The organism is Leminorella grimontii ATCC 33999 = DSM 5078, from assembly GCF_000439085.1.
In the GTDB taxonomy this organism is placed as follows: domain Bacteria; phylum Pseudomonadota; class Gammaproteobacteria; order Enterobacterales; family Enterobacteriaceae; genus Leminorella; species Leminorella grimontii.
Map to the genome: position 1 here is coordinate 22,557 of NZ_AUUA01000016.1, position 17,153 is coordinate 39,709.

At 51.8% G+C, this 17,153-nt stretch carries 14 protein-coding genes and 4 tRNA genes; 16 read left to right on the forward strand and 2 right to left on the reverse strand.

What is annotated here, in order from left to right; translation table 11 throughout:
- Window positions 1–55: 55 nt before the first annotated feature.
- The 12 genes from wecA to wecG all read left to right on the forward strand — a co-directional run bounded on the left by wecA (window position 56) and on the right by wecG (window position 12,960).
- A complete protein-coding gene (gene wecA / locus G544_RS0115355; RefSeq protein ID WP_027275424.1) occupies window positions 56–1,153 on the forward strand; it encodes a UDP-N-acetylglucosamine--undecaprenyl-phosphate N-acetylglucosaminephosphotransferase in 1,098 nt (365 codons plus the stop codon).
- A 20-nt stretch (window positions 1,154–1,173) separates the two neighbouring features.
- The gene (gene wzzE, locus G544_RS0115360; protein ID WP_036024269.1) at window positions 1,174–2,208 is read left to right on the forward strand and encodes an ECA polysaccharide chain length modulation protein; all 1,035 of its coding nucleotides are present in this window, start codon (window positions 1,174–1,176) and stop codon (window positions 2,206–2,208) included.
- Window positions 2,209–2,290: 82 nt separating this feature from the next.
- Window positions 2,291–3,421: a non-hydrolyzing UDP-N-acetylglucosamine 2-epimerase gene (gene wecB, locus G544_RS0115365; RefSeq protein ID WP_027275426.1), complete on the forward strand. Its 1,131-nt coding sequence runs from the start codon at window positions 2,291–2,293 to the stop codon at window positions 3,419–3,421.
- Window positions 3,418–4,680, forward strand: a complete 1,263-nt coding sequence (gene wecC / locus G544_RS0115370) for a UDP-N-acetyl-D-mannosamine dehydrogenase (protein WP_027275427.1) — start codon at window positions 3,418–3,420, stop codon at window positions 4,678–4,680. Before wecB ends, wecC begins: the two co-directional genes overlap by 4 nt.
- Window positions 4,671–5,750, forward strand: a complete 1,080-nt coding sequence (rffG, locus tag G544_RS0115375; RefSeq protein ID WP_027275428.1) for a dTDP-glucose 4,6-dehydratase — start codon at window positions 4,671–4,673, stop codon at window positions 5,748–5,750. The genes wecC and rffG overlap by 10 nt, the downstream gene beginning before the upstream one ends.
- Window positions 5,751–5,807: 57 nt before the next feature.
- On the forward strand, window positions 5,808–6,689 hold the full coding sequence (gene rfbA / locus G544_RS0115380; protein WP_027275429.1) for a glucose-1-phosphate thymidylyltransferase RfbA: 882 nt from the start codon (window positions 5,808–5,810) through the stop codon (window positions 6,687–6,689).
- Window positions 6,667–7,377 (forward strand): dTDP-4-amino-4,6-dideoxy-D-galactose acyltransferase, encoded by a 711-nt coding sequence (gene rffC, locus G544_RS0115385; RefSeq protein WP_027275430.1) that lies wholly within the window; start codon window positions 6,667–6,669, stop codon window positions 7,375–7,377. Before rfbA ends, rffC begins: the two co-directional genes overlap by 23 nt.
- A 16-nt stretch (window positions 7,378–7,393) precedes the next feature.
- Window positions 7,394–8,524 (forward strand): dTDP-4-amino-4,6-dideoxygalactose transaminase, encoded by a 1,131-nt coding sequence (gene rffA / locus G544_RS0115390; protein ID WP_027275431.1) that lies wholly within the window; start codon window positions 7,394–7,396, stop codon window positions 8,522–8,524.
- Between the two features lies 1 nt (window position 8,525).
- Complete coding sequence (wzxE, locus tag G544_RS0115395) at window positions 8,526–9,776, forward strand: lipid III flippase WzxE (RefSeq protein WP_027275432.1); 1,251 nt, start codon at window positions 8,526–8,528, stop codon at window positions 9,774–9,776.
- A complete protein-coding gene (locus tag G544_RS0115400) occupies window positions 9,773–10,852 on the forward strand; it encodes a TDP-N-acetylfucosamine:lipid II N-acetylfucosaminyltransferase (RefSeq protein WP_027275433.1) in 1,080 nt (359 codons plus the stop codon). Before wzxE ends, G544_RS0115400 begins: the two co-directional genes overlap by 4 nt.
- The gene (gene wzyE / locus G544_RS20760) at window positions 10,852–12,222 is read left to right on the forward strand and encodes an ECA oligosaccharide polymerase (protein ID WP_051155789.1); all 1,371 of its coding nucleotides are present in this window, start codon (window positions 10,852–10,854) and stop codon (window positions 12,220–12,222) included. Before G544_RS0115400 ends, wzyE begins: the two co-directional genes overlap by 1 nt.
- A 9-nt stretch (window positions 12,223–12,231) precedes the next feature.
- Window positions 12,232–12,960, forward strand: coding sequence for a lipopolysaccharide N-acetylmannosaminouronosyltransferase (gene wecG / locus G544_RS0115410; protein ID WP_027275434.1), 729 nt, complete (start codon window positions 12,232–12,234; stop codon window positions 12,958–12,960).
- Window positions 12,961–13,049: 89 nt separating this feature from the next.
- On the opposite strand, the gene sstT is transcribed toward wecG, so the two are convergent.
- The gene (sstT, locus tag G544_RS0115415) at window positions 13,050–14,300 is read right to left on the reverse strand and encodes a serine/threonine transporter SstT (protein WP_027275435.1); all 1,251 of its coding nucleotides are present in this window, start codon (window positions 14,298–14,300) and stop codon (window positions 13,050–13,052) included.
- 477 nt (window positions 14,301–14,777) lie between these two features.
- Here sstT and G544_RS0115420 point away from each other — a divergent pair.
- From G544_RS0115420 to G544_RS0115435, 4 genes are all read left to right on the forward strand, one after another.
- A tRNA-Arg gene (locus G544_RS0115420) sits at window positions 14,778–14,854 on the forward strand.
- Window positions 14,855–14,920: 66 nt separating this feature from the next.
- Window positions 14,921–14,996: transfer RNA gene (locus tag G544_RS0115425), tRNA-His, on the forward strand.
- A gap of 26 nt (window positions 14,997–15,022) precedes the next feature.
- A tRNA-Leu gene (locus G544_RS0115430) sits at window positions 15,023–15,108 on the forward strand.
- Between the two features lie 46 nt (window positions 15,109–15,154).
- A tRNA-Pro gene (locus G544_RS0115435) sits at window positions 15,155–15,231 on the forward strand.
- 739 nt (window positions 15,232–15,970) lie between these two features.
- On the opposite strand, the gene hemY is transcribed toward G544_RS0115435, so the two are convergent.
- Window positions 15,971–17,152: a protoheme IX biogenesis protein HemY gene (gene hemY, locus G544_RS0115440; RefSeq protein ID WP_027275436.1), complete on the reverse strand. Its 1,182-nt coding sequence runs from the start codon at window positions 17,150–17,152 to the stop codon at window positions 15,971–15,973.
- Window position 17,153: the final 1 nt, after the last annotated feature.

Consider the following 17,153-nt stretch of genomic DNA (forward strand, 5'->3'; position numbering starts at 1 on the left):
GTGAGTATTAGGGTAATATCCTGATACTCATCCGTTTTATTGAGAGCCGTTAATCGTGAATGCACTCACTATGAGTAGCGATATTATTATCGTTTTTTTGTTTTCTCTGGCTTTTTTGTTTGTCGCTCGTAAAGTGGCGAAAAAGATAGGGTTGGTTGATAAGCCTAACTACAGAAAGCGCCATCAGGGGGTAATACCTCTCGTTGGAGGAATTTCCGTTTATGCCGGGATTTGTTTATATCTTTTCATTAATTGGAAAGAGATAGAACAGCCCGGCATTTATCTTATCTGTGCCGGCGTACTGGTTGTTGTGGGCGCAATTGACGACAGGTTTGACATTAGCGTGAAGTTTCGGGCATCGGTGCAGGCGCTGGTTGCCGTCGCTATGATGTATTTTGCCGGTCTTTATCTTCACAGCTTGGGTTATATCCTTGGGCCGTTTGAGCTTGTTCTCGGTCCTTTCGGCTATTTAGTTACGCTGTTTGCCGTTTGGGCCTCAATTAACGCTTTCAACATGGTTGACGGTATTGACGGCCTGCTTGGAGGCTTGGCCTGCGTGACGTTTGGCGCGCTGGGCATCCTGCTGATGATCGACGGTCAGGCGCGCCTTGGCTATTGGTGCTTTGCCATTATTGCCGCCATCATTCCTTACCTGCTGCTGAATCTTGGCGCTTTCGGTAAACGCTATAAGGTGTTTATGGGAGACGCGGGCAGTACGCTTATCGGCTTCACCGTTATCTGGATTTTGATGCAAAGCACGCAGGGTGCAGGCCATCCTATGAATCCGGTTACTGCGCTTTGGGTCATTGCCATTCCTCTGGTCGATATGATAGCCATTATGTATCGCCGTCTGCGTAAGGGAATGAGCCCTTTCTCCGCAGATCGCCAGCATATCCATCACCTCATCATGCGCGCCGGGTTTACTTCCCCTCAGGCCTTTGTGCTTATTACGCTTTCAGCTGCCGTCCTGGCTGCTATTGGGGTCGCCGGCGAACATATTTCTTTCATCTCCGAATGGATGATGATGGCATTATTTTTGCTTGTTTTTCTTGTGTATGGCTTTTGCATCAAGCGCGCCTGGCGAGTTGCCCGTTTTATTAAACGCGTTAAGCGTCGGATGCGTAAGGCTCATAAAGAACGGCATATTTCTTAAACAGAGGCTTTGTCATCAGTATGAAACCAGAGATTCAGTCCATTGATAATGAATTAGATATTCGCAGCCTGTGCTATTCATTATGGTATGGCAAAGTGTGGATAGTCGGTATCGCCATTGCGTTTGCGCTGGTTGCGTTGGCCTACTCTTACGTAGTAAAGCAGGAGTGGAGCGCGACGGCCATTACGGACAAACCTACGGTCAGCATGTTGGGCGGCTACTATTCTCAAGAGCAGTTCTTGAGGGGGTTGATGCGCGACAGCAACGCGAACTCATCGACCAGCGAAACGCCGATAGCGGCAGACGTGTATGATGAATTCGTTATGCAGCTTTCTTCTTACGATACGCGTCGGGACTTTTGGATGACTTCCGACTATTACAATAAGCGTAAGGAAGGGGATGCGCGCGCCGACGCCGTGCTGCTCGACGAGCTTATTAACAATATTTCGTTTACGCCTAAAGATGACAAGAAGGGAATGAACGACAGCGTCAAGCTGACGGCGGAAACGCCAAGCGATGCCAACCAGCTTCTGCGTCAGTACGTTAATTTTGCCAATCAGCGCGCTATCGCTGCGCTCAATGATGAGCTTTCCGGCACCTGGTCTGCGCGTAAAACGACGCTGTTTTATCAGGTTAAACGTCAAGAAGATATCGCGAACGCCGTTTATCAGCGCGAACTCAAGCGCGTGAAGAACGCGCTTGAGGTTGCCGAAAAACAGGGTATCGATCGCGCTAAAACCGACACGCCCGCCGAGCAGTTGTCCAGCTCTGAGCTGTTTATGCTAGGGAAACCAGAGCTAGTAGCCCGATATGAGGCGCTGCAGGCAACGGGGCCCAGCTTTGATATCGATTACGATCACAACCGTGCCATCTTGTCTTCTTTAGAAGAGGGCGTAAAGCTGGATGCGGACTTTAGAGCATATCGCTATTTACGTACGCCGGAAGATCCTATCGTTCGAGATAAGCCGCGTCGAGTGTTCCTGTTGATCATGTGGGGCGGCATTGGCGGCCTGATTGGCGCCGGAGTAGCGCTGACCCGCAGGCGAAAAGCGTAAAAAAGAATAATAATTATTGGGCGCCTTCGGGCGCCTTTATGGATGTTGATAAACGCAACGACAGACTGGAAAGAGAAAACCTGTGAAAGTGTTAACTGTTTTTGGCACGCGTCCTGAGGCTATAAAGATGGCGCCGTTAGTTCATGCGCTGGCTAACGATGATAATTTTGAGTCCAAGGTGTGCGTAACGGCGCAGCATCGTGAGATGTTGGATCAGGTGCTTAAGCTGTTCGATATTAAACCTGATTACGATTTGGACATCATGCGTCCGGGACAGGGATTAACGGAGATCACCTGCCGCATTCTGGAAGGCTTAAAGCCGGTGCTTGAGTCGTTTAAGCCCGACGTGGTGCTGGTACACGGCGATACGACAACGACGCTGGCTACCAGCCTGGCGGCGTTTTATCAGCGGATCCCCGTAGGGCACGTAGAAGCAGGGCTGCGCACGGGCGATCTCTATTCTCCCTGGCCTGAAGAGGGAAACCGCAAACTCACTGGCCATTTGGCCATGTATCACTTTTCTCCTACGGAAACGTCAAAGCAAAACCTGTTGAGAGAAGCCATTCCTAACGGCAGGATTTTTGTTACGGGTAATACGGTGATCGATGCGTTGTTCTGGGTGCGGGATCGCATTCATCGCGACGTCGCGCTGCGTGAGGAAATGGAAACGCGCTACCCGTTCTTACATCAAAACAAAAAAATTATCTTAGTGACCGGCCACCGCCGGGAAAGCTTTGGCGACGGTTTTGAACGAATTTGTAGCGCTTTGGCAGAAATTGCCCGTACGCATCCGGAAGTTCAGGTTGTGTACCCGGTACATCTAAACCCCAACGTGCGTGAGCCTGTAAAGCGCATTCTAAGCCATATTGACAACGTGACGCTGATTGAACCACAGGACTATCTGCCCTTCGTTTACTTGATGGATCATGCCTATCTGATTTTGACGGACTCCGGCGGTATTCAGGAAGAAGCTCCCTCTTTAGGTAAACCTGTCTTGGTTATGCGTAATACCACCGAGCGTCCTGAGGCGGTTTCTGCCGGCACGGTGAGATTAGTTGGTACGGATATTGCTTTAATTTTAAAAGAAGTGGGCAGGCTGCTGGAGGATGAGAACGAATATCACATCATGAGCCGTGCGCACAACCCATACGGTGACGGGAAAGCCTGCCAGCGTATTCTCGATGCTTTAAAAAACAATCAGGTGAAGCTATGAGTTTTGAAACGATTTCCGTTATTGGCCTTGGCTATATTGGTTTGCCAACCGCGTCTGCGTTTGCATCGCATAAGAAGAACGTGATCGGCGTTGACGTTAATCAGCACGCCGTTGATACCATCAACCGCGGCGCTATTCATATCGTTGAGCCTGATTTGGACAAAGTGGTTAAAGAGGCCGTAGAGGGTGGTTTTCTGCGGGCGGTGACCAAGCCCCAGCCGGCGGATGCGTTTTTAATCGCGGTGCCTACGCCGTTTAAAGGCGATCATGAGCCGGATATGGTTTACGTTGAGTCTGCGGCCAAATCGATAGCGCCCGTCTTGAAGAAAGGGGATCTGGTCATTCTTGAGTCGACGTCTCCCGTTGGCGCAACGGAACAGATGGCGGGCTGGCTGGCGGAAGCTCGTCCCGATCTGACTTTTCCCCAAAGCGCGGGTGAAGCGGCGGATATCAACATTGCCTATTGCCCAGAGCGCGTGTTGCCGGGGCGGGTGATGATTGAGCTTTTGCAAAATGACCGCGTTATCGGTGGAATGACGCCGCGCTGTTCTGAGCGCGCAAGCCAGCTGTATAAAATTTTCCTCAAGGGCGAATGTGTAGTGACCAACGCCCGTACGGCGGAAATGTGTAAACTGACGGAAAACAGCTATCGCGACGTTAATATCGCCTTTGCCAACGAGCTGTCGCTGATTTGCGACCATCAGGACATCAACGTTTGGGAGCTTATTCGTCTGGCGAATCGCCACCCGCGCGTGAACATTCTTCAGCCGGGACCGGGCGTCGGCGGGCACTGCATTGCTGTCGACCCGTGGTTTATCGTTGCCCAAAACCCCCAAGAGGCTCGGATTATTCGCACGGCCCGTGAGGTTAACGACGGAAAGCCCTACTGGGTGCTGGATAAAGTGAAGGCCGCAGTAGCCGACTGCCTCGCCGACAGCGGCAAGCGGGCCGCTGAGGTGAAAATAGCCTGCTTTGGTCTGGCGTTCAAACCGGATATCGACGACCTGCGCGAAAGCCCGGCGCTGGAAATTACCCATATGATTGCCGATTGGCACGTGGGTCAAACGCTGGCCGTTGAGCCTAACGTACATCAGCTGCCGGCCATTCTGGGCAATAAGGTAACTTTGCTTGATACGGCGCAGGCGCTGGAACAGGCGGACATTGTCGTAATGCTGGTGGACCACCGTCAGTTTAAGGCGATTGCGCCAGAGCAGGTGAAGCAGCAGTGGATTATTGACACCAAGGGAGTATGGCGGTGAGAAAAATTTTAGTTACCGGCGGTGCCGGATTTATCGGCTCGGCGGTCGTTCGGCACGTTATTCACAATACGTCCGACAGCGTTGTCGTCGTTGATAAGCTGACCTACGCCGGTAATTTGGATTCCTTGGTTGAGGTCTCTGACAGCGATCGCTATGCCTTTGAGCAGATAGACATCTGCGATCGCGCCGCGCTCGACAGAGCTTTTGCCCAGCATCGTCCGGATTTGGTCATGCATCTGGCGGCGGAGAGCCACGTAGACCGTTCGATTGACGGGCCAGCCGCGTTTATTGAAACCAACATCGTCGGCACCTATACGCTGTTGGAAGCGGCCAGAGCCTATTGGAACGAGCTGTCAGGCGATCGCAAAAAAGCGTTTCGCTTCCACCATATCTCAACTGATGAAGTGTATGGCGATCTGCACGGTACGGATGACCTGTTTACGGAAACGACGCCCTATGCGCCGAGCAGCCCCTATTCCGCCTCAAAGGCTTCCAGCGACCATTTGGTTCGCGCCTGGCTTCGGACCTACGGTTTCCCGACCATTGTGACCAACTGTTCTAACAACTACGGCCCGTATCACTTCCCGGAGAAGCTAATCCCGCTGATTATTTTGAACGCGCTGGAGGGGAAAGCGCTGCCCGTTTACGGCAGCGGCGCCCAGATCCGCGACTGGCTGTTTGTCGAAGACCACGCGAGAGCGCTGTACAAGGTGGTGATGGAAGGCGAAATCGGTGAAACCTATAATATCGGCGGGCATAACGAGCGTAAGAATATCGACGTTGTGCGCACCATTTGCCACCTGTTAGAAGAGCTAGCGCCGCAGAAGCCGTCTGGCGTTGCCAAGTACGAAGACCTGATTACCTACGTTACGGACAGGCCTGGCCACGATATGCGCTATGCCATCGATGCCGGAAAGATTGAGCGTGAGCTTGGATGGAAACCGCAGGAGACGTTCGAGTCCGGTATTCGTAAAACGGTGGCGTGGTATTTAAGCCATCGGGAATGGTGCCAGCGCGTTCAGGATGGCTCTTATGCCAGAGAGCGTATCGGGTTACAGTCGACGAAATAATTAAGTTAAGTTTATTGATCCGACGGGCTGTTGGAGTCAATTGAGGACGTATAAACAATGAAAGGCATTATTCTGGCGGGCGGCTCCGGTACGCGCCTGTATCCGATAACCCGCGGCATATCCAAGCAGCTGCTGCCGATTTACGACAAACCGATGATTTACTATCCGCTTTCCGTACTGATGCTGGCGGGTATTCGGGATATTCTGATTATTTCCACGCCGGATGATTTACCGGCTTTCAGGCGCCTGCTGGGGACGGGAGAGGAGTTCGGCATCTGCTTAAGCTACGCCGAACAGCCGAGCCCGGACGGGCTTGCACAGGCCTTTATTATCGGCGAAGAGTTTATCAACGGCGATGCCTGCTGTTTGGTGCTGGGCGACAACATCTTTTTTGGTCAGTCCTTTACGCCTAAGCTGCGCAACGTTGTGGCCCGCGAGCACGGCGCGACGGTGTTCGGCTACCAGGTAATGGACCCGGAGCGCTTTGGCGTTGTGGAGTTTGATGAAAACTTCCGTGCGTTGTCCATTGAAGAGAAGCCGACCAAACCCAAATCCAACTGGGCGGTGACCGGGCTCTATTTTTATGACCGTCAGGTAGTTGAGTTGGCCAAGCAGGTCAAGCCTTCAGCGCGCGGCGAGCTGGAAATTACCAGTATTAACCAGATGTATCTGGAGCAGGGCGCTCTGAACGTTGAGCTTCTCGGCCGCGGATTTGCCTGGCTGGACACCGGCACTCACGACAGCATGATTGAAGCCAGTACGTTCGTACAGACGGTGGAAAAGCGTCAGGGATTTAAGGTTGCCTGTTTGGAGGAAATCGCCTGGCGCAACGGCTGGTTGAACGATGAGGGAATTCAGAAGGCCGCTAGCCTGATGTCTAAAACCGGTTACGGCAAGTATCTGCAGGATTTACTCAATGTCCGTCTTCGCCAATATTGATGAGCTGGCCTGGGAGAGCGAGTTTTTCTCGCTTTCCAGCGCGAAGTTGAACTTTTCCAGTGAAGCGCCTTTGCTGGAGGCTGCTTCTCTGTCCCGCTATCAGCGCGTTCAAGCTAAAGTGCCCGCAGAGCGTTCGGATATAATTGATGGACTGAATACGCTGGGTTTTCGGCTGGTGGAAGGCGAAGTGGACTTCAGCCTGACGCTGGATGACGTATTGATAGCTGAGTCCGATTCGAGGTATTCCTGCCGCTTGGCTGTTGAAGAGGACATCCCCGCTTTGCGCGACGCCGCATCGGCCGCCTTTAGCCAAAGCCGTTTTCGAACTCCGTGGTATCAGGAAGGCGACAGCGGCCGTTTTTATGCGCTGTGGGCAGAAAAAGCGGTGTTGGGTACCTTCGATCGCTGCTGTCTTATCGTTGAAGATGAGGCTGGCCAGCCCCTGGGATTCGTGACGTTAAGAGAATTAGATGAACAGCAGGCCAGAATTGGCCTGCTGGCCGCCTGGCCCGGACGTGGCCGACGGGGCGCTGGGTTGGCGTTGATGAACGCGGCAAAGCGCTGGTGCGTACAAAAAGAGCTGAAGACGCTTTATGTCGCCACTCAGATGGGAAATATTGCCGCCTTACGCCTTTATATTCGAAGCGGTGCTTCAATTCACAGCACGGCATATTGGCTATACAGATAACTATTAGGTGAAGAACATGATTCCGTTTAATGCGCCCCCGGTTGTTGGAACAGAGCTGGACTACATGCAGGCCGCCATGGGCAGCGGTAAGCTCTGCGGTGATGGTGGGTTTACCCGCCGCTGTCAGCAGTGGCTGGAGCAGAACTTCGGCAGCCACAAAGTGCTTTTGACCCCGTCCTGTACCGCATCACTGGAAATGGCCGCGCTGCTGTTAGACATTCAGCCGGGCGATGAAGTGATCATGCCAAGCTTTACCTTTGTCTCAACGGCGAACGCTTTCGTTTTGCGTGGCGCCAAGGCCGTGTTTGTTGACGTTCGCCCGGATACGATGAATATCGACGAAACCAAAATTGAAGCGGCGATCACGGAAAAAACGCGCGTCATCGTTCCCGTTCACTACGCTGGCGTAGCGTGTGAAATGGATACCATTATGGCGTTGGCCAAAAAATACAACCTTTACGTGGTGGAAGACGCCGCACAGGGCGTAATGTCGACTTACAAGGGGAAAGCGCTGGGCAGCATCGGCCATATCGGCTGCTATAGCTTCCATGAAACCAAAAACTATACCGCCGGCGGTGAAGGTGGGGCGACGCTGATTAACGATCCGACGTTGATTGAGCGGGCCGAGATTATTCGCGAAAAAGGCACCAATCGCAGCCAGTTTTTCCGCGGACAGGTAGATAAATACACTTGGCGTGACATCGGCTCCAGCTATCTGATGGCCGATTTGCAGGCTGCCTATCTGTGGGCTCAGCTTGAGGCTGCGCAGGAAATCAATCATCGCCGCCTGGCGCTGTGGAATAATTATTACAGCGCGTTTAAAGGACTGGCTGACAAAGGGCGGATTGTTTTGCCGACCATCCCGGCCGACTGCGTACACAACGCCCATATGTTCTATATCAAGCTGAACGACGTTGAAGACCGTACGCGTTTCATTAGCTACCTGAAAGAGGCGGAAATTATGGCGGTATTTCACTATATTCCGCTGCACGCCTGCCCGGCGGGTGAGAAGTTCGGTGAATTCCACGGTGAAGACCGCTACACCACGAAAGAAAGCGACCGCCTGGTGCGCTTGCCGATGTTCTATAACATGACGGACGTTACTCAGCGTACTGTAATCAACACTATTCTGAGCTACTTTGCCTGATATGTCTCTGGCTAAAGCGTCAATATGGACCGCAGGCTCTACGCTGATAAAGATCGGCGTAGGGCTTTTGGTGGTCAAGCTGTTGGCCGTTTCGTTTGGCCCCAGCGGCGTAGGCCAGGCAGGGAACTTCAGGCAGCTTATTACGGTGCTTGGCGTTTTATCCGGCGCCGGCATTTTTAACGGCGTTACTCGCTACGTTGCTCAGTATCAACAGGACCCGTCCCAGCTGCGTAAAGCCGTAGGGACTTCCGCCAGCCTGATTTTGGGCTTTTCGACCCTGTTGGCCGTCGTTTTTATTCTGTTTGCCGAACCGATAAGCCAGGGGCTGTTTGGCCATACCCGCTATCTTGACGTAGTTTGGGCGGTGGCCTTCATTCAGATGGGCATTGCATACGCGAACTTCTTTTTAGCCATTCTTAAGGGCTATCGCGACGCGATGGGCAACGCGCTGGGCGTTATCGGCGGCAGCCTGCTTGGGGTTATTGGTTACGTTGCGTGCTATTGGGTTGGGGGTTATGAAGGCGCCCTGGCCGGGCTGGCTTTGGTTCCCGCGCTGGCGGCGATCCCTGCCGGCATAATATTGTATAAGCGCAGCCCGATGCCGCTAAGCTATCTGAAGCCCGCATGGGATAAGGCCATGGCGAGCAGCCTCGGTAAATTCACCGTTATGGCGCTGATCACGTCCGTGACGCTGCCGGTGGCCTACGTCATGATGCGAAACCTGCTGGCCGAGCGGTATAGCTGGGATGACGTCGGTATCTGGCAGGGGGTAAGCAGCATTTCCGATGCCTATCTGCAGTTTATTACCGCCTCATTTACCGTGTATCTGCTGCCGACGCTCTCAAAGCTGACGGAAAAGCGGGATATTTCCAGAGAGATTTTCCGTTCACTGCGCTTCGTTCTGCCTGCCGTCGCAGCGGTAAGCTTTACCGTATGGCTTTTGAGAGATTTCGCTATCTGGCTGCTGTTTTCAAGCAAGTTTGTCGCTATGCGCGATCTGTTTGCATGGCAGCTGGTGGGTGACGTTTTGAAAGTGGGCTCTTACGTATTTGGCTATTTGGTCATCGCCAAAGCGTCGCTGCGCTTTTACGTTTTAACTGAGGTAAGCCAGTTTGCGCTGTTGGTCGGCTTTTCCCATTATCTCATCCCAATGAACGGCGCCGTCGGCGCTGCGCAGTCCTATATGGCGACCTATATTATCTACTTCACCCTCTGTAGCTGCGTTTTCCTTATTTATCGTGGGCGGTCATGACAACGTTGATTCACATTCTGGGTTCCGATATTCCCCACCACAACGTGACGGTATTGCGCTTTTTCAACGACGTACTGGCGCTTCAGGCTCCGTCTGAAATCACGACGCGCTTTATGGTGGCGGCAAAGGACGGCTCGCCGTTTGCCGATTTTGAACGCTTAACGATTGAGCGTTACGAGAATAAAGCCAATCTGGCCAAGGCGGTAATTACCCGAGCTAGAGCGGATAAAGGCGCTCGCTTTTTATTTCACGGACAGTTTAATGTCCGGCTTTGGCTGGCGCTGCTGTTCAACCAGATAGCTGCCTATCGGGTAAGCTGGCACGTCTGGGGAGCGGATCTGTATGAAGACTCCAATAGCCTGAAGTTTAAATTGTTTTATCACCTTCGCCGCTTGGCGCAGGGAAAAGTCGGTCACGTGTTCGCCACAAGAGGGGATTTATCTCACTATCAGGCGAGTCACCCCGACGTTCCTGGCACGCTGCTTTATTTTCCAACCCGAATGAACCCTGACTATCGACCGCCCGCAGGCGATAGCGGTAAGCGGTTGACGATTTTAGTGGGTAACTCTGGCGATCGAACCAACAGACACGTTGAGGCGCTGGAGGATGTTCACCGCCGCTTTCGGCAGCAGGAGCTTAACGTGCTGGTTCCGCTTGGCTATCCGAAAAACAATCAGGTTTATATCGATGAGATTGCAGAAAAGTCGGCGGCGCTTTTTCCGCAGGGGCAGGTTACTCTGTTGACGGAACAAATCCCGTTTGATGACTATCTGACTATGCTGGCTAACTGCGATCTCGGCTACTTTATTTTTAATCGCCAACAGGGGATTGGTACACTGTGCCTGCTGATTCAAAGCGGCGTTCCTTTTGTTGTCAGTCGTAATAATCCGTTTTGGCGCGACCTGCGGGAGCAGAACGTGCCGTTTTTGTTCTATGGCGACGAGTTAGACGTGGATAAAGCCTATGAGGCCAAAAGGCGTATGTCTGAGATAGATAAGAGCCAAATCGCGTTTTTTAATCCAAACTATGTTGAGGGTTGGAAACGCGCGTTGGCGATAGCGGCTGGGGAGGGATAATGGATCTGGCACAGTTTGGCGGATTGTTCGTCGTTTATCTTATCTCGCTGGGTTTTATCCTGACGCTGACCTATAAAGAGTTCAGGCGGGTGAGGTTTAACTTCAACGTGCTGTTTTCTCTGCTTTATCTGCTGACGTTTTACTTCGGTTTCCCGTTAACCTGCCTGCTGGTGTTTCAGTTTGACGTGCAGGTCGTTGAAGTGGATTCGCTGCTTAACGCCCTGCTGTCGTCTACCTGTTTTTATGCCGTCTACTATGTTTGCTATAAAACCCGGCTGGTGAAGCCGACGGCCGCGCCTCGTCCGGCGCTGTTTACGATGAACAGGGTGGAAACCAACCTGACGTGGATGCTGCTGGCTTTGGTGGCGATTGCAACGGTGGGCATCTTCTTTTTACAAAACGGCTTTCTGCTGTTTAAGTTGGAAAAATATAGCCAAATCTTTTCCAGCGACGTCTCCGGCGTGGCGCTCAAGCGCTTTTTCTACTTTTTCATTCCGGCCATGCTGGTTGTCTACTTCCTTAAGGAAAATACCCGCAGCTGGTTTCTGTTTTTGTTCACTACCGTTGCGTTCGGTATTCTGACTTACGTTGTGGTGGGCGGTACGCGGGCGAATATCCTGATCGCCTTCTCGTTATTTTTATTTATAGGCATTGCGCGTGGCCATATTACGCTGTGGATGCTGGTGATGGCCGGCGTCGTCGGCGTCGTCGGCATGTTCTGGCTGGCGTTAAAACGCTACGGTATGAACGTTACCGGCGCAGAAGCGTTCTATACTTTTCTGTACCTGACGCGCGATACGTTTTCTCCCTGGGAGAACCTGGCGCTGCTGCTGCAAAACTACGACAAGATAGAGTTTCAGGGGCTGGCGCCCATCGTTCGCGACTTTTACGTGTTCATTCCCAGCTGGCTGTGGCCGGAGCGGCCTAACCTCGTGGTCAACACCGCTAACTACTTTACTTGGGAAGTGCTTGATTACCATGCTGGATTGGCTATTTCACCGACGCTTATCGGTTCGCTGGTGGTCATGGGCGGCATTTGGTTTATCCCGTTAGGCGCCGTGCTGGTTGGGCTTATCGTCAAATGGTTTGACTGGATTTATGAGAAAGGCAAGGCGGAAACCAATCGCTACAAGGGCGCCATCATGCAGGCGTTCTGTTTCGGGGCCGTATTTAATATCATCGTATTGGCCAGAGAAGGATTGGATTCTTTCGTTTCGCGCGTAGTGTTTTTTGGCCTTATTTTTGCGCTTTGCCTGATTATGGCAAAGTTGATGTACTGGGCTTTTGACGTCTGTGGCATGATTCGCCAGCGGGTTCGCGGCGCTTCGCCCTCCGGGCAGACAAAGGTTAATAAAGCGGAAGTGGTGTAGGAGAGAGAAGTGAGTACGCCTAAGTACAGTATTCGCGGTATTGATATTTGGGGCTTTCGCAATATGGCCCAGTTTGTTGACCACCTGTTTGACGAAGGCTCTCTGAAAACCGGGACGCTTATCGCTATCAATGCTGAAAAGGTCATGACGGCGGAGCAGGATAAGGCGCTGCGCGAACTGATTGACGCGGCAGAGTATAAGTATGCCGACGGCGTCAGCATTGTGCGCTCTATCCGCCGTAAGTATCCTGACGTCGACATACAGCGTATTGCCGGCGCCGATCTGTGGGAAGCGCTGATGGAAAAGGCCGGTGAAAAGGGTATTCCGGTCTTTTTGGTTGGAGGTAAGCCGGAAATATTAGCGCAGGCGGAGCAGAAGCTGAAAAGCCAATGGCAGGTAAATATCGTCGGCAGCCAGGACGGCTATTTCAAGCCGGAAGATCGCGGCGCGCTGTTTGAGCGAATTCGCGACAGCGGCGCGAAGTTTGTGACGGTCGCCATGGGGTCGCCGAAACAGGAAATCTTTATGCGCGACTGCCGAAAAGTCTATCCGGATGCGCTGTTTATGGGGGTTGGCGGTACCTATGACGTCTTTACCGGCCACGTAAAGCGCGCTCCCAAGGCCTGGCAGAATATGGGGCTGGAATGGCTTTATCGGCTGTTGGCTCAGCCTACGCGCTGGCGCCGTCAGGTCAAACTGCTTAAGTATGTGATATATCACTATACCGGTCGCCTGTAGGGCCGTAGCGGGTTCTGTCTCACATCTTTATTAATTCTTAGCAAACAGGCCGCAGAAGCGGCCTGTTTTCTTCTGAATCCAATCTGCAATTACTCTTCACTAACGGTCATGGGTTGTCTACTTGACGACTTTTGTTCCTCTGCGCGGCATACGGCCGCTGTGAAAACAACGTCCGTTGATGAGTTTAGCGCGGTTTCTGCGGAATCCTGCAGTACGCCAATAATCATGCCGATAGCCACGACCTGCATAGCGACATCGTTAGGAATGCCAAACAGGCTACAGGCAACGGGGATCAACAGCAGGGAGCCTCCAGCTACTCCGGAAGCGCCGCAGGCGCAGATTGAAGCTGTGATGCTAAGCAATAGCGCCGTAGGGATATCAACGTCAATGCCTAACGTTTGCACTGCGGCCAGAGTGAGTACCGTGATGGTAATTGCCGCACCGGACATGTTGATGGTGCTGCCAAGAGGAATCGAAACGGAATAGGTTTCTTCTCGCAAGTTTAGCTTTTTGCACAATGCCATGTTGACGGGGATATTAGCGGCGGAGCTGCGGGTGAAGAAAGCGGGGATGCCGCTGTCGCGCAGGCAGGTCAGCACAAGCGGATAAGGGTTCTTTTTGGTGATAACAAAGACAATCAGCGGATTGAGCACTAGCGCAACAATCAGCATACAGCCCAGCAGTACTAGCAGCACGTGAACGTACTTGCCAAAGGCGTCGAATCCTGCCGCTGGATCGGAAAATGTCGCCGCAACCAGACCGAATATGCCAACTGGCGCAAAACGAATAACCAAACGGACAATGAATGCGATGCCGTAAGAAAGATCGCTCACGACTTTTTTGGTTTCATCAGACGCGTGGCGTAGGGCAACGCCTAGCCCGACGCCCCATACCAAAATACCGATATAGTTAGCGTTCATCAGCGCTCTTACCGGATTGTCTACCATTTTGAATAGCAGCGTTTTTAATACTTCCATGATGCTGCCGGGAGGTGTCAGAGTCGCGTCTCCCGTCGTCATTATTAACGTTGAAGGGAACATAAAGCTTCCCAACACGGCGATAAGGGCTGCAGCGAACGTACCTATCAGGTATAGGACGAGAATTGGCGTAATGTTGGCCTTTTGGCCGCGCTTATGATTGGTGATTGAAGAAGCGACTAAAATGAAAACTAAAATAGGCGCTACGGCTTTTAATGCATCAACGAATAAACTGCCCAGAATTCCCACAGCAGCGGCAGCTGGCGCCGAAATATACGCCAGTATGACGCCGGCGATGAGTCCAATAAGTATTTGGACCACGAGGCTAAAACGCGCCGGGCGCGGTGAATGTAATGTACTCACGGTTAAATAATCCCTGACTAATGTAGTTTTCCAAGCCTGAACTTCAAGCCGGCCAACGCTCTGTTTTATTGAGTGCGTCGACGTTTTGACAAGAAGAGTGCGTTTGCTATTTGGTTATGCCATAGCTTCCCAGTCCACTTCTTTAAACGGCAAAGAATGACGCGAAAAAACATTTAGGATTAAATCGCACCGTTTGTCCTTACCATACAGAAGATAGACTGCGGGATAGGGGGGCATTACTTATATGCGAATGTGTTTCCATCCGCTAAAAGAGACTTTAAAAGAGGTTGAGGATTTCTGGAAGCAAAAAATAGGCATAGATATGAATTAATTCTGGGGAAAAGCCGATTTATCACCATTTTCTGATAAAAAAATGCGCTAATCGCTGATGAAGTGAGCAAACGAAAAAATTAGTGAAAAAAGGGCTAGACAGAAGATGATTAAATCCGTACTATCCTTTCCGCAACGGCGCGCTGCGCGCCCGTAGCTCAGCTGGATAGAGCGCTGCCCTCCGGAGGCAGAGGTCTCAGGTTCGAATCCTGTCGGGCGCGCCATTAAAAGTGCGCAGGGCGTGATAAGATCCAAGGTGATTAAAATACCGGGTTGAGCAAAGATTTATGGTGGCTATAGCTCAGTTGGTAGAGCCCTGGATTGTGATTCCAGTTGTCGTGGGTTCAAGTCCCATTAGCCACCCCACTAATCTAAAGAGTTTTGTGTACATTGCGAAGGTGGCGGAATTGGTAGACGCGCTAGCTTCAGGTGTTAGTGTCCTTCGGACGTGAGGGTTCAAGTCCCTCTCTTCGCACCACACAAACTGTCTGTTAGTAATCAAAGCCAGTACCTATCTATGTAATCGGCGAGTAGCGCAGCTTGGTAGCGCAACTGGTTTGGGACCAGTGGGTCGGAGGTTCGAATCCTCTCTCGCCGACCACTTTTATTCCCCAGTTTTTCCAACCAATTATCTCTAGTCCATTGCTTTTGTCTACATCCGCTTTGTTCCTTTAACGCTTTATCTGCACCGTGGCGCTAACCATTTTCTATTTCTGGATTCTTAGAGTCGTCATGTTTTTCCTTTCTATTGGTCAGGCTTTCTCACGAAGTGATTTAAAGCGATGTCGCCAATTTCCAACGCCTCTCTGAATGGCTGTCGTTATCCAAAGACACTCAATATACTGATAATAATAAATAAAATATTATAGCCCTTTTGCCGTCTCCGTTTGGCGACGCCTAATGTCGCTGTGTGATTGGCAGAAAGAGAGTAATAAGGGGGATTCTTTCGGCTAATCTGCAGGAAACTTTATTATATCAATGTGTTGATGACATTTTCGGCGTTTTCTGGGGAGGTTGGCACGATAGCTGCAATAGCTAAACTGTAGATGCTCATTCACCCATTTATGACAGTCGATCCAAGTCGCTTCATAAGCTATCGAATGATGCAGAGCCGAGTTAGGGTGTCTATGGTCTGGCTTATGATGATGACCTCATCAAACATCAGGCATAACGTTGAGTGAGACACCACCATGTTGTCCTTTGACCTGATTTTTTTCTCACACTTGTCTTTTTAGGCAAGTGTTTTTTTTATCTGAAATTTAGCAGATTCAGGCATAAGCATTCAGCACATAAAAAAGGCGAGCCATATTGGCTCGCCTGAAGGGGCTGCTTTCTAGCAGCTATTTTAGCGTAAGGGCAAGGCCCTGACAGCGAGCCTGAGCGGCTTCCTGTGTACGGTTAAGCTTATCCAGCGCGTCAGCCAGAAGCGCATAGCTTTTGGCGTTAGGCTGTTGCTCAACGGCTTGCTGAAGCGCATCGCTGGCCTGTTCCCATTCTCCGTGCTGCATTAAAAGCTGCCCCAGCGTTTCGCTTAACAAAGGCGTTGCGCCATGCTCTTGAATTTGCAGCCTGAGCTCTTTTTCCAGCGGCGCGGGGTTACCGGTTTTTAACTTCTGTGCAAGCTGAAGCAACTTTTCGTCATACTGATGCCTCAACCCTTCCAGAACGATTTTCTGTGCCTGTTCATGATCGTCGCAGGCAATAAAGTGCTCGGCCAAGGCTATTTGCAACGTTCTGTTGTTGCGAACTTTCCGAGGCTGATCTTTCCACCACTGGCTTAAGCCTTCGCTGCCGCCTTCCGACATCGCCTGGTTCATCAACCCGGTATAGGCTTCAAGCTTCAGGCTTTCTACCGTATCTTCATCGTAAAGCTTCGCTTTCTCTATCGATGGAATGATCTCCAGTAAAGAAGCGTAGCCGCCGGTTTTCAGGTAGGCCTGCTGGGCAAGGCGAAGAACTTCAGGGTGGCGAGGCGCATCGTTTAGAAGGTTGTCGACGCCGTGGCGCGCCGCGTGATATTCGCCCTGTGCCAGCTGAATGCGTACGCGGGTGATGTCGACCGGCAGCTGATCGGTGTCGGCAAGCTCTGCCGCTCGGTTGAGATAGTCATTGATACGTTGAGTATCGCCGTTTTGTTGTGCCGCTTCGGCCGCCAGCAGATAGTTTACTACCGGCTGTTCGGCGTGGTCGGCGTTACGGATAAGCAGCTTTTCTACCTGACCAAAGTCGCCTTCCGTCAGCTTAAGCATCGCAGCGCGGGTTTGCCGACGGGCGCGGGTGCTTTTACGGCCAATAAACCAGCCCTTGGTGCGAGCGCTGGTGTGGAAGAGGCGGCGTAGAACCCATTCCAAGCAAAAAAGAACGATAACCAGCAGCGCAATCATCATTGCCAGGCCGGTTACGCTCATTTTAATGTCGTAGTTGTCCGTCTGGATAAGTACCGCCCCCTGATGGCCCGCAATAATTGGGCCCAGAGCGATTCCTGCAATCAGAACTACCAGTAAAAAGAGTAGGCGAACCATG